General features: G+C 41.1%; 9 protein-coding genes and 1 tRNA gene. 3 read left to right on the top strand and 7 right to left on the bottom strand.

The window, feature by feature from the left end; all coding sequences use genetic code 11:
- Nucleotides 1-91: 91 nt before the first annotated feature.
- Genes HUW48_RS07225 through HUW48_RS27680 form a run of 3 tightly spaced genes read right to left on the bottom strand, consistent with a single transcriptional unit; the run spans nt 92 to nt 1,063 of the window.
- Nucleotides 92-466: a winged helix-turn-helix domain-containing protein gene (locus tag HUW48_RS07225; RefSeq protein ID WP_182415036.1), complete on the bottom strand. Its 375-nt coding sequence runs from the start codon at nt 464-466 to the stop codon at nt 92-94.
- A gap of 23 nt (nt 467-489) precedes the next feature.
- A complete protein-coding gene (locus HUW48_RS27685) occupies nt 490-804 on the bottom strand; it encodes a recombinase family protein (RefSeq protein ID WP_317173773.1) in 315 nt (104 codons plus the stop codon).
- Complete coding sequence (locus HUW48_RS27680) at nt 740-1,063, bottom strand: recombinase family protein (protein WP_317173772.1); 324 nt, start codon at nt 1,061-1,063, stop codon at nt 740-742. Before HUW48_RS27680 ends, HUW48_RS27685 begins: the two co-directional genes overlap by 65 nt.
- Nucleotides 1,064-1,509: 446 nt before the next feature.
- Between HUW48_RS27680 and HUW48_RS07215 the strand changes: the two genes are divergently transcribed.
- Nucleotides 1,510-2,688, top strand: coding sequence for a S8 family serine peptidase (locus HUW48_RS07215; RefSeq protein WP_182415035.1), 1,179 nt, complete (start codon nt 1,510-1,512; stop codon nt 2,686-2,688).
- Between the two features lie 103 nt (nt 2,689-2,791).
- On the opposite strand, the gene HUW48_RS07210 is transcribed toward HUW48_RS07215, so the two are convergent.
- The 4 genes from HUW48_RS07210 to HUW48_RS07195 form a co-directional block, all read right to left on the bottom strand.
- Entirely contained in the window at nt 2,792-9,145 is a 6,354-nt protein-coding gene (locus HUW48_RS07210) for a T9SS type A sorting domain-containing protein (protein WP_182415034.1), read from the bottom strand.
- Between the two features lie 633 nt (nt 9,146-9,778).
- Nucleotides 9,779-10,105, bottom strand: a complete 327-nt coding sequence (locus tag HUW48_RS07205) for a hypothetical protein (RefSeq protein ID WP_246343767.1) — start codon at nt 10,103-10,105, stop codon at nt 9,779-9,781.
- Nucleotides 10,106-10,238: 133 nt separating this feature from the next.
- On the bottom strand, nt 10,239-11,381 hold the full coding sequence (locus tag HUW48_RS07200; RefSeq protein ID WP_262891523.1) for a phospholipase D-like domain-containing protein: 1,143 nt from the start codon (nt 11,379-11,381) through the stop codon (nt 10,239-10,241).
- A 213-nt stretch (nt 11,382-11,594) separates the two neighbouring features.
- Nucleotides 11,595-11,679, bottom strand: a tRNA-Ser gene (locus tag HUW48_RS07195).
- Nucleotides 11,680-11,946: 267 nt separating this feature from the next.
- On the opposite strand from HUW48_RS07195, the gene HUW48_RS07190 reads away from it, so the two are divergent.
- Both HUW48_RS07190 and HUW48_RS07185 read left to right on the top strand, forming a co-directional pair.
- Complete coding sequence (locus tag HUW48_RS07190; protein WP_182415033.1) at nt 11,947-12,510, top strand: DUF4468 domain-containing protein; 564 nt, start codon at nt 11,947-11,949, stop codon at nt 12,508-12,510.
- Nucleotides 12,511-12,638: 128 nt separating this feature from the next.
- Entirely contained in the window at nt 12,639-13,802 is a 1,164-nt protein-coding gene (locus HUW48_RS07185) for an FG-GAP and VCBS repeat-containing protein (protein ID WP_182415032.1), read from the top strand.
- Nucleotides 13,803-14,066: the final 264 nt, after the last annotated feature.

The raw sequence follows: 14,066 nt of genomic DNA, 5'->3' as shown, positions 1-14,066 counted from the left end.
GGAAGAAGTGTTTGCCGATGACCGTTATATATCCCGAAACATAACGGTGAGCAAATTACAAGAAAGCGTTATAGTTTAAAATACATAACGCTTATTTTTTTGGAATCGTCTGAGAAAGATTTTGGGATTCCGTTTGCAGAAAAGCTTGGAATCGTTCTTGCAAGGCAGAATAGCGTAGAATGGCTTGTTGGCCCACTTCGGTCACGAGGGCACCCCCGCCTTTTTTGCCGCCAATCTGAGCCATCACTAAAGGGGTAGCCGCTTGCTGGTTCATGGAGGCGACTAAATCCCAGGCTTTCCGATATGACATCCCCATCGCTGTGGCAGCTTTCGAGATAGAACCGGATTCCTGAATTTTATGTAAAAGTTCAATTCGGCCAGGGCCGAGGAACCGGTCATCTTCACTTTCGATCCACAAGCGCCCGTTTACTCGGAAATTTAAACCGGGACTAAATAATTCTGTCATAGTGGCAAAGGTAAAAGAATTAATTACGAGGGGGTGCTGTACTCTAAATAGCGGTAACAGGTAGCCCGGGAAATTCCCAAAATTTTGGCGATCTCTTCAGGTTTATTACCCGCGGATAATAGTACTTTAGCGGAATTGGCTTTTTCTTGAGCGGCAGGCGATAAACCCGCGGGCCTCCCTCCTGCTCTACCGCGGGCTCTGGCTGCGACTAACCCAGCTTTAGTTCGTTCTTTGATGATCTCCCGTTCAATTTCCGCTAAAGAAGCAAAGATGTTAAAAGTAAAGCGACCGGTGGAAGTTGCCGTATTGATACCATCTTGTAAACTGTAAACTGACAAAGTCAATTCCCCTTTTCTGAAACTCGGCTACTAGGTCAATCAGGTCGCGTAAGGATCTACCCAAACGGTCCAGCTTCCAGACCACCACCGTATCACCAGAGCGAAGCTGCCCGAGCATTTTGGCTAGCTCCGGCCGTTTCTTGTTTTTACCCGATTTCTTTTCCTGGAAGACCAGCTCACAACCTTGCTTGGTAAGAGCATCTAACTGCAGTTCTAATTTTTGATCCTGGGTGCTCACCCGGGCGTAACCGATTTTCATATTTGTCTCACGAATACCATCTCAAATATACAAAATTACTTTTGATTGGTGAGATGCTCATTTAAGATGGTTTTTAGCTAAAAAAAACCTCTTTTCAGAGGCTTGACTTGTCCTGAAAAAAGTTGATCATTAAACAAGAGAAATCCAAGATAGATCATATTATATTCATAATTATTTAACTATATACGGAAACTAAATTACACGTGTTTTTGTATTTTTTAAACAGCGTTAAATAATAAAATTAAAAAAAATTATTTATAAATAAATTTTGCTACAAATTATAAATATAATTATTTAATGATGATTATGTTAAATTTTTAAATATTACATAATAATTTAAATATTAGCCAACATTGTTATTTATACATAATGTACCTTTACCGTCCTATTTACTTATTCAACAAATTAAATTATTCCTTACTCAAGCAAAGAACACTTAAATAATTATGAATCAAAAAATTTACAAAAAAACCATTTCTTGTCTGGCACTTTCTGCTTGTTTGACAATGTACAGCTGTCAAAAAGAAGAATTACAGCCTAGTACTGTAGCGGAAGCCTCTTCCATTTCGAATGCTACGCAAGCCAAAAACAAAATTGAAGGACAGTATATTGTCGTTCTTAAAAAGAGTAACTCAAAAGTAAATAGTATAGTTAATGCCTTAATAGCAAAGGGTATCCTAACTCCTATTAATTCATCTGATTTATTGGAAGGAGCTGTTAATGGTTTTGTGGCTAAATTAACACCTCAACAAGTAATTCGTTTGGAAAAACACCCGGATATAGCCTATATTGAACAAGATCAGTTTCTTACTTCTATGGCAGTAATGACCACAGACTCTGCTGCGGAAGAGACTTATATCGCTTTACCTGGAGAAACCGTTCCCCAGGGAGTAAGTATGTTGGGCTACGAAGATGGAACCGGTAAAACAGCTTGGGTGATTGATAGCGGCGTGGACTTAAATAACTCGGACTTGAATGTAGATGTAACTCGTAGTAAAAGCTTTCTTACTACCACCAGCGTGCAGGATGGTTTTGGCCATGGTACAGCTGTTGCTAGTATTATTGGGGCTAAAAATAACGGATCAGGGATTATTGGAGTAGCTGCGAATGCTTCGATTGTTGCCTTACGTGTATCAGACGATGCGGGCGCGGGAACCGTTTCCAATGCCATTAAGGCGGTTAATCAGGTGAACACTTATGGCAAAGCCGGGGATGTGGTAAACATCAGCTTAGCTTCTGGGGCTTCAGCTGCCTTTGATAGCGCCGTAAAATCGGTAGCGGCGAAAGGTATTTTCGTTGCTATTGCTGCGGGTAATAGCGGGGTGGATTGCAGCACTACTTCTCCCCAGCGCGTCAATGCTACGAATGTTTATACCGTTTCAGCAATGGATTACAATAAAAATTTCTGGGCTAGCTCTAACTTTGGAGCACCTGTTGACCGTTGTGCACCGGGAGTGAACATCATCGCTTTAAAAATAGGTAGTGGCACAAAACTGGTGACTGGTACTTCTTTTGCAGCTCCACACGTGGCTGGACTATTATTACTGAAGGGAAATGCCATGAGTAACCTTGGCTATGTAACCGGTGATAAAGACAGTACCCCTGATTTAATTCCGCACCTCTAAGATTGAAAAGTTGCATTAGCTTTTAAATACATAGAGCCACTATCAAGTGGCTCTATGTATTTAAAAGCTAATGCAACTTTTCAATCTTAAATGTTAAGAGGGATTACTGTTTTACAACTCGCTTGACTGTCTCGAATTGGGGACTACTAATTTTTAGTAGGTAGGTTCCCGTTGGAAGTTTCGCCAGATCAATACTAATAGTGGAGTCTGTTTCATTTTGGTGAACAGCTACTAATTTACCCTCTATAGTGAAGACTTCTACGATCTTTTTACCGTTATCTATTCTCGAAAAATCTAGCTTAACAACATCGGAGGTAGGATTAGGATAGATGTTTACTTCAACTGGTATCCGCACCGTCTTTGATTGTACCGCAATAATTTCACTGTATTCGTACTTTCCGTTAAAATCAACTTGCTTCAAACGATAGTAGTAAGTGGTAGCCAAGCTAACTTTGGCATCTAATAAGCTATAATCCGATTGTAGATTCGTTGTGCCTGCTCCGGCCACTTGGCTAATTGCTGTAAAGTTTATCCCATCTGTGCTTCTCTCTACTAAAAAGTGAGCATTGTTTTTCTCCGAAGCAGTAGACCAAGTTAGTAATACGCCTTCTGTCTGCATTTTACCTTCAAAACGCGTTAATGCAACTGGAAGTAGAATAATCAATCCATCCTGACGGAAAGCATACTCCCCGTTAGATGCAGTTTGTAAGGAAACACTGTGGCCACCGTTATCTATGTCAAATAAATCTACCAAACCATCCCGATCTGTGTCATGGTAATAACTACTACCCGGAGTTAAAAAGGCAGGATAATCCGGAGCCCAGGCTAGCCAATTAGGAAATCCGGACTCATCCACGTCCGAATTGACGTACCAGCCTTTGTTGTATTCTTCTTCAAAAACCCGGGCACGTTCAAATAAGTCATCAAAGGACTCGCCTTCCGCATCGTCATCAAAGGCTTCGACATAATCTCCCGAAAAATCATCATCACTATCGGTGTCCCGGTAATCAGGAAAACCATCGCCATCAATATCTATAGGAATAATAATTTCACCTCCCGTGGTACCATCATAACCATCACTAAGGCCATCAAAATCACCGTCCGTTCCTAAACCGTTCACATAAGCATTGGTGGCCTGGGATTCAAAATTATCCAAGATCCCATCATTGTCAGCATCAATATCAATATAATCACTTACCCCATCATTATCGGTATCGGGGTTAACCAAGGTAGAAACGCCGCTATCCGGGCTATCTTCAACCGCGTCCGGCAGCCCGTTTACGCCAACGCTTCCGATGAAGGTGGCTTTAGCCGCATCATAGATATTAGCTGGCGGCACGATACCCTCATTGGCCTCAATGGCATTTGGAATGCCATCTCCATCTTCATCTAGATCATACCCAGCAATCAAGCCATCTTCATCCATGTCAAAAGCATCGTTGATGCCATCATAGTTGCGATCCCGAAAACCACCGTAAAAGGGATGAACAAAATCAACATCTATATAATTAGGTATTCCGTCTCCATCGTCGTCACCTCTCGGATCAACCCCAAAGCTGCCTAAATCCGGAATTCCATCATTATTATCATCTACATCCACTGCATCCGGAATTCCATCTTGGTCCCAGTCGCCTAAAATAGTATATGTAATGGTATTCTCGGAAATTCCTCCCAAAGCATCCGTAGTTTCGATGGTAAGGTTGTAAGTACCCGGAATTAATAAGAACCGGTTATCTATCTCTAATTCTCCGTCGCTGTCTAAACGAACCCCGGCCGGTAAAGAACCATTAATAATTCTGGCATTTTCAATAGGTCCATCCGGATCCGTCACCTCCGCCAGATGTTCTCCCGTTTGATAGGCAAATAAATGCTTGCTAACGGCTAGTACCTGATAAGTAGCTTCTTGATCCGGGACAGTAATATGAATTACGGTACTATTGTTCCCATCCTTCGTATTGCCTCCGTTGGGATCAAACTCGTTAGCGGCATACTTATACCCTAAGCTATTTAGTATGCCGATGGCAGCGGGTTGCGCCAATAAAGTCAAATTCCTCGATTCATTTACTCCCAGGTTGCCAATGGTCCAAAGACCAGCCGCCGGATCAATAGTAGTGCCTGGGTCTGGCGTGCCACTACCAGGAACTAATTTTAAGCCGGGGGCTACTCCTGCTGCTATAACTACCCCGGTGGCTACATTCGGACCTAAATTCTTGGCAGTAATGGTCACTAGGTACTGACCGCCTACCGCATAAGGACCATCCACAATGGAACTGCTTACGGCAATATCGGCCGTAGCTACGCTTTGGATTGTCGCTGCCTGGCTATTATTATTAGGATTACTGTCGTATTGACCAACTAATGCAATGGAAGCGGTGGTGGTGTACGAAGCAGGAGAAGTTGGTTTTACCGTAAGTACCAAGGTTTGAGTGGTATTAGGCAATAGGTCAGTGCCAAGAGTCCAAATGCCGCTCCCTTCGTCGTAGGTTCCTACCGAAGGATCCGATCCCACTAAACTCAAACCTGTGGGTAACTTACCTAATATTTGCACTCCGGTAGCGGCATCGGTACCATTATTCTTCACGGATACAATAAGGGTAGTTATTTCTCCATTCGGTAGCGTTGTCCGGGCAGCGGTATTGGTAACTTGCAGTTCTGCTACTGGAACCACATTTACCAGAGCTACGGCGCGGTCATTCTCCGGCACTAAATCTGTTTGATCTTGGGAGAGTTTGGTACCGCCTAGATTCAGACGGCCAGTGGTATTAGGTTTACCTTTGACCACCAGGCTGATAGTCTCCCCAGCCGCTAATTCGCTCACCAGCCATTCGCCCGTTTGAGAATTATACCCTTTTCCGGGCTCCACGTAAGTAAAATCTATGGTACCGGTACGGGTATCTCTACCCACTAGGTTTGTAGCTTTGTCAGGTCCTTTGTTGGTTAACCGCATGGTAAAGGTAGCTTCCGTTAACCCTTTGTAGAAGATTCCATTCACATCACCGGTTACATCCACCGTTACCGCCACATCCGCCAATTTCTGAACCGTTAGAGAAGTAGAAGCCGAATTATTGTTAGGATTCGTATCTGACTCATTGGCCGAGACTTTTGCGGCAGCGAAGGTATAGTCTTTATTACCAATAGTGGTATTATCCACGTTCGGAGTAACTATGAGGGAGAGTTCCGCTACGCCGCTAGCAGAAAGGTTTCCTACCGTCCAGGTGGAACCATCATAGGAACCTATCTGAGGATCTGCCTGCTTTAATGTAAAACCAGCTGGTATTGGCACACTCACCTTTAGGTCAGTAGCCGCATCTTGGCCCGCGTTTTTTACCCGGGCCGTCAAAGTAATATCCTGACCGGTATAATAAGGCCCCGCTGACTTTAATACCGACACCTGGATATCCGCGGTAACTACTCCGTTGCCGGAAGTAATGGTGTTCGAGGCACTATTATTTCCGGTCACATCATCAAACTCGGTGTGCGTTTGGGTGGCAGTAGTTGTGATAACAGCGCTCTGATTAACCGTTGCTGTTAAAGTAAGTGTAGTTGAAGTGCCACTGGCTAAGGTGCCAATATTCCACGCCCCGGTACCGGAGGTATAGGTACCAGTAGTCGGAACCGCGTTGGTAAAGATTAAGCTAGTAGGCAATTTATCCGTTACTACCAGATTAGTAGCTGGGCTAGGTCCATTGTTTTTTACCGTCACCGTATAGGTAATTTGGTCTCCATTAGCATAAGTGGTTTTTATCGGAGAAGTAACCACATTGGTGACCGCTACTTCCGCGGTTGGTTTTACGGTTATAATACTAGTAGCCGCATTATTAAGACCATTGGAATCGTATTCAGAATGAGATTGGGAAAGAGTTAAGTTAATAGTTCCGGTAATGGTTGTTTTAGCCGTTAAAGTCAGAGTTTGGGTATTACCTGCAGGGATGGTGCCAATGTTCCAGGTTCCGGTGCCAGACCCCAAACCTACCGTTCCAACCGAAGCCGTATAACCAGTAAAGCTCAAGCCAGTGGGCAAAGCGCCACTTACGATTACATTCGTAGCATCATTTGGTCCATTGTTAATGGCCTGAATAGTATAAGTAATACTCCCGTTCTGATTAGGAGTGGCATTCGAAACCATATTCGTTACTGCCACATCCGACGCCGGCGCGATGGTGATGGTAGTAGCGGAGGTATTGTTGTTGGAGTTATCATCCAATTCATAACCCGTACGGCTGCCCAAATCGGCCGTAGTAGTGATGGAGCCTAAAGAAGATACTTTGGCTTTCAAGGTTAGAGTTTTTGTTTCATTTAGGGCTAAGGAGCCAACCGCCCAAGCACCCGTGGTAGCATTATAACCCGCTGGCGCTGTTCCTTCCAGAGTTAACCCGGTGGGTAGTTTATCCGTGACAATTACTCCTGTTGCAGTATTTGGTCCTAAGTTCTTAGCCGTGATCGTGTAAGTAACCAGATCTCCATTGCTATAGTTGGTTTTATCACTGGTATTTTTTACTTCTATATCTGCGGCGGACTGCACGGTAATCGAGGCGACAGCCTTGTCGTTAGCCGTAACATTGTCTGGTTCGGTGTGAGTTTGGGTGGCAGTCGTGGAAATAGTACCCAGTACCAAGGGCTTGGCCGTAATAGTTAAGGTTCTGGAAGCTCCGATTGCTAAGGAACCTATATTCCACACACCTGTATTAGCAGTATAATTAGCAGCATCGGAAGCACTGACAAACTCTAACTTACTAAGATCTAATTTATCCGTGACTTGTACATTGCTGGCCGCCACCGGGCCATTATTGGTAACTGTAAGGGTGTAGGTAACCGGTTTTCCGATAATGTACGGCGCGGGTTCCACGGTATTTGTTACGGCTATGTCGGCGCTACAATCATAAGTAAAAACAGCTGTTCGAGTAGAAGACTCCGTATAACCATACGTCCAGGTATTAACCGTTTTTAAGTCCCCGGCAGTAGAAGTGGCCGATCCCCACCGGTGCACACCTGCGGTAGAAACAATTCCATAAAGCTCGGTTTGCGGTGCTGGAAAAGCCGTAGTAGGTAAGTTAGAATCATCCCAAAAAAGTAAACTATTATAATTAGAACCCACCAAAGGACGGATATCCTGTGCCCGGAAACCATCGGCGTTAGCTTCAGCATCCCATACCGGAAAATGCAAGGAAGCACTGTTATTACGAAAGAAAAAGTTAAGGGAAGTATTTTTAGCCACTACCTGGCCTAAACCATTTAAGCCATTCCACTCTATGGTACGCATTCCTTTCGGCCCGGTAGATTCCACTAACACGTCAGCCGTTCCTGGCTGATACCCTTCCACTCCGTTGAGGTTAATCAATACGAGGAAGGTGCTACTTTCGCTGGTATTCAGCGTAAAAATAGCTTTTCCTCCATTGGTAGTGGTATTGCAGCCAAAAGAAAGGTTAACGGAAAAGGTAGGGGCCGTAGCACTAGGCCAGATAGTAGGGTCAGGATTGTTCACGAAATTAAATAATTCCGGGTAGTCCGTTTGACTGGTTTGACTTTTTCTTCTTTCGGTGATAGAAGTACCGGCCACGGTAATGGAGCCATATTGGTTGGTGACAAAGCGAAAGAAGTTCTGCGGGGAAAGACCGGCTAGTTCCACTTTCTTTACAAAGTACCTGTCAGGTTGATCCTCACTGGGAATGAGCGGGTACATGTTAAAATCTTTCGAGAATACGTTGTTAGTCCCCCCGGCAGAGAAAGACCATAACTTGCTCCGCATTCGACCGGGTTTTTCATTACCGGTAGCATCAATCACCGTAAAATCCCACAAATCGTAAACCGAAAATCGCCGTCCATCATCGGTCCAACTGCTTTCGCCTACTTGCGTGAATTCAACATAATAATCATAATCTACCGCCGTATTATTGTAAATACTTAGTGGCGTATAGCCATTGGTTACCGTTTTTCCATTTATGCTTCTATTAGGCCCATTTTCTGCTTCGGTGGCATTATCAATTACACCGTTCTGATTGGCTACTAATAACATATCTCTCGTGGAGCTAGTATTAGCGGTGAGGGTGTTGGCTTGTGAAAAGGCAGCATCATCAATGCCAGTCACGGAGTTGGTGCGACGTAAGGTGATGATGAGATTCGCCTGATTAGCGTTAGTCTGGTCATGAATAGCTCGGTGCACTCCGTAGAACAGTCTTTCCCCTGCTTTTACGCGAATGTACAGACGATGGTCTTTGGAGTAAGTAGCTCCATTACGACTAAAACCAGCGGGCTTGAGGAAACTAAGTGACGTAATAGCCACTCCAGTTGCACTGGGTAAATTGGCATCGTGGGCTAAGTAACCTGCTTTGTCATTAAGGGTGCTGGTTAAAGCTGCGGTAGATCTATTTGGTGTTAATTGTTTAGATCCTTCCCCGTATAAAATAAAAGGCAACAACAACAACAAAGTAAAAATTAGAGAGCGGAATTTTTGAACCATCGACTTCTATTTTGGATAAGTTGAGTCCACTAGTGGTCAAACTCGTAACTAAATTTTAATGATTTTAATTATCTACTAATTTTTATTACGTGTCTATGCTTCAAAAGTACAAATACATGCTACTAATTACAACTTTTACTTATCATCTATCCAATAACCTTAGTATGGCTTATTATCTGTTTAAAACCGATTTATGATATTATTATTGTTAAATAAGAATGATAGCATAAATAGATTTATATAAAAATAGTTATAAATATTATATGAATTGCAAAAATAATTTATACTTAATCTGATTAAGCAAAAGAATTAACAGGTTGTTAAATAATATAAATTGGCTAGTTAGTTTGCTTCTTTTCAAGAATTTTAAACATTAGACAGTAAGTAGTATTATTTGCAAATATCAAGTAAATTATTTTGGTCTTATAAGTACACTTATGATAAGTAGCCACTCTCTTATCCCAAGAAATTCGGTCCAGCAATCCGGATAACCTAACCTTTAATCCCTTTAGGGGCACAAGGAATATACAGCTTCTTAAAACTACTCCTTTTTCTCCTAAAATTTATCATTTTATTTAAATATTCGGCACTAAACATTGTTTTATTTAAATAAAATTTTGAACTTCATCTATCTTAATGAGTATGGTATATGAGTATTCTCCTTCCTTGGGATTGTAGGGTGACCAATGAATTAGAATATGAGTTTGTAACCATCACCTGGTCTTCGTGTACCGTCAGCTTAACACCTTCTTCTTCGCGTTTAGCTTCAATAATGCCCACTGGCTTCTTATCCACGAACAACACGTAATCCGCCGGACCCACATCCGTTTGGTATTCCCGGATGGCAATACCAATGCCGGCACTTAAATTTACTTTCTTTTTATCCTGTATAATCCAGCCACTGGCGGTCAGTAATTTATCAATCTCGTCACGGGCTTTCTGTTCTGGATTTTGATTCATTAATAATTCGGGAAGGAAACTTTGCTACAATTGAGTACTTTAGCTTTAAATATATAGAATTTGAGTTAATATAAAGTGAGTAAGTAAAATTAGCTTAAAAATACTTTGGAATATGACTAGGCAAAATGCGTGCTTAGCTTTTCATTAAAAAATCTATATCATCTAAGTCATTGTAATCTCGCTCAGATTCTGAAATTTTATAGAAATACTCTCTGGCTTTAATAGCAGCTTCCTTCCTTTCAGTTCTCCCTGATTTAACCATAGCTCTATCAATGTAAGCTTTCATTACGTTATATGGAGTATAATTCTCTTTATTTTTAATAACTGTAGATGCTGCTTTATTTAGATTCAATATTTCCTTATCGGCTAAACTATGTAATCCGAATATTTCTAGGAATGTTATTTTATTCGAATAATAGGTTGTATTTTCTGGAAGTAGTTTAATTGACTTATCAAAGTTCGTCAGTGATTGTCGTTGATTTTTGAGCATTCCATATCCAATTCCTAAAAGGTTATTGTATTCAGGATCATCTCCAAATAACTCTACTCCTTTTTCTGCATATTTAATTTGGTCCGCATAATTGTTTTGTCTAAACATTAACCAACTTAGTAGTTCGTAAGCTAAGGGCTGATGGTCGTCAATTTTGAGTACTAAGCTTAAATACCTAAGTGCTTCATCATAATGTTTATTTAAATAAGAATATTCAGCATCCTTTAAAAGGCTTTGTAACCTTTCTGCTTGATTATCTATGCTTATTGTGTTTTCGACTATATTCTCCTCAACTAATTTGAGTTCTTCCTCTATAAAATTCTTTTCCTGTAAAGGTGATGATTCTATTTGACGTTTATTGAGCTGAGAGAAATCTGTAACTAAAAGGCTACTCTTCTTTAGATCTTTAAAATTGCTTAAATAAGAATCCGTTAAATTTTTCTCCTTAATTATCACAATATTCTCTTGATTTACTTTTTCAGCAAGGTAAGTCCAGTTATAAGAACCGGTTATTATTGTTACATCATCTATAATACAATACTTATGATGGAGTTTATGAGAATTAGAAGAAAAGTAAATTCTCCCATTAGCATTAATAATTTTTATCCAGGGTAAAGAAGCTTCAGAATTATTAATATAGTCATCGCGTATAATGAGTTCTACCACTATACCCTTGTTTAAGCAATTTATAATTGCATTAAAAATGTGTTCGTTAGTAAACCAAGCAATTGCCGCTTTTATGCTTTTTTTAGCCTGATTCAGTTCACCTATTAGAATGTCTTGAATGTTTGAGAAATGAGAATAAATTATAGTTCAATGTAAATAGCTTTTACAATATATAACTATGTGTATTTAAAACAAAGGAGATAAATAGTATGAGGTGAGAATATATTATTTAGACCTTTTAGAGGAATTATAAGAAAGAGGAGTATATTTTACCTCTATTGTTACCCCCAAAATAAAAAAAGCCCCAATTCAACTTGATTTAGGGCTTTTGTGCAGAGAGAGAGGGATTCGAACCCCCGGACCTGTTACAGTCAACGGTTTTCAAGACCGCCGCAATCGACCACTCTGCCATCTCTCTTTAGTGGTACAAAAGTATAAGTTTGTACGAATATCACAAAAAAATTTATGTGTTTTGTTTTTACAAATGCTGTAACGTATTTATTCTGAAAGGGTTTATTTTATAAAAAAACATTTTAAACCAGAATACACCTTTAAAATTTGAGTTTATTCAGGGCTTTTTTCCTATAATTTCTGGTAATAACCGGCTTTAAGGTCACTTATTATATCCTGAATTTTAAATTAATCCTTTAATTTAAAGTTTTAAAAGATTTGGCCAACCGATTAAATGAATAGAATTGATTTAATAAAGCTTTTATGGTTAGTTCTTTTGCTTTTTCCGGGTGGTTTATTCGCGCAAGTTTTGCCCCAGGATAAAACAACCGGAAAATTCTATTACTCCGAAGAAGTTCTGGTGAAAGATGGTCCGCAAATGGATTTATACCACCGGGCTAAAACTTGGTTTAACCTGGCTGGTCAGAATAAAAAAACAATAAACCTAGACGACAGCAAAAATGGCATGTTGGCAGGAGATATTTTAACGGAACTTGCGGTGGTGGCCGACAATCAAAAGCAAAAGTTTAAACTAAAATATACGGTAAACCTGCAATTAAGCGATGATCGCTACTGGCTGAGTTTAAATAATTTTCAATTGCAAAAAATAGTTTCACTAAACCAAAACCGTTCAACAAAAGAGTTGATAGTAAACTCCCAACCTTTAGAAGTATGGCTAAACGGCAAAGAAAAAGTAAATTCTAAAGTGCAAATACCAGCTATTAAGCAAAAACTAGAAAAAGCCGTTTATAAAAGTATATTTACCCAGATGGAAGATTTAAACGCCCACATGCTTTAGCTGCTAAAATTCTGACTGCCCAGGTAAGAACTTAAATTAAACTTATAAAATTTAGTTTTTACCTCAGCACAACCAAGCACCAAAACCAATGCGGGTACAAATTAAACAGCAATAAAACCGTTTTAATTATGTTCATCATTTTCTTATTATTCGAGGTATGGCTGCAGGGATTAATTAACACTCCTCCTGCTCCTCGGTTTGAAGCCCAGGTATTAGATAAAAACATCAGCATTGGCTATGGTTTGGCCATTGGCGATGTAGACGGCGACCGAAAACCAGACATATTACTAGCCGACCAAAAGCAATTTGTTTGGTACCGCAACGGCGACTGGAAACGGTTTGTACTGGCCGAAAATTTAACCGAACGCGATAATGTATGCATTGCGGCCCGCGACCTGGACGGAGATGGCAAAGTAGAGATTGCCGTGGGAGCCCAATGGAACCCCGGCGAAACTTCTGACACTATCCAATCAGGAGCTGTTTTTTATCTAATTCGTCCGCAAGATCCTACGCAGCCTTGGGAATCCGTGCGTTTACCCCACGAACCAACCGTACACCGCATGCGCTGGGTAAAAAAGGCAAATGGCGCTTCGTACCTGGTGGTAGTACCGTTGCATGGCCGCGGCAATAAAAACGGAGAAGGACAGGGCGTAAAAATCCAAGCGTACCAGCTACCAGGTAATCCCCGCCAAACTTGGCCGCTTTTTACCCTCGATAATACCCTACACCTGACGCATAACCTGGACGTAGCCGAAACCAAAGCTAATTCCCGCCCTGACTTGTACGTTGCCAGCAAAGAAGGCGTGCGATTCCTTTCCGGCTTTAACCCGAAGCAAGCTACCAGCCAGACTCAAAAAATTACCGGCGTAGAACAAGCTACCGGAGAGGTACGCTTAGGTAAACACCGGGGTAATTCCAAATTTCTGGCTACCATTGAACCCATGCACGGCACTACTGTAGCCGTGTACTGGCTCGATAAAACGGCTACCCGACAGGTACTAGACGAAAATGTTAAAGAAGGTCACGCTTTAGCCGCCGCTGATTTTTTAGGATTAGGGTACGACCAGGTAGCTGCGGGTTGGCGTAATCCTAACGCAGAAAATAAAGTGGGGATTAAACTTTACGTACCGGGCAATCAAACGAACCAGCCCTGGCAGCATTACTGGATTGATGAAAATGATATGGCTACCGAAGACCTCCAGGTACACGATTTAAACGCCGATGGTAAACCAGATATAATTGCCGCTGGCCGAGCAACGAAAAACTTAAAAATTTACTGGAACAAATCGTAAGAATAGCAGGAAGGTTAAGCTTTTATTTTTTTCCAAACCACGTTTTTGCTGCCTTCAGATGGATGCTTACTTACTATACTATATTAATTTTTACTTTTTTTATTGAAAAACCAGATTATATACCAAATAGTAAAATGGACCATCTTTCGTTCAAACCCGGCAGGTTTAGTAAACCTGCCGGGTTTAAACCCCTATAGTTTAATCTTACTTTTAATAGGGAACCTCTAATTTCAATTGGGTATTAAACCCCGGAACGTCACACGA

Source organism: Adhaeribacter radiodurans, from assembly GCF_014075995.1.
GTDB classification, from domain to species: Bacteria; Bacteroidota; Bacteroidia; order Cytophagales; family Hymenobacteraceae; genus Adhaeribacter; species Adhaeribacter radiodurans.
Note: the sequence above shows the minus strand (reverse complement) of the source record. Positions and strands in the feature narration are given on the sequence as shown.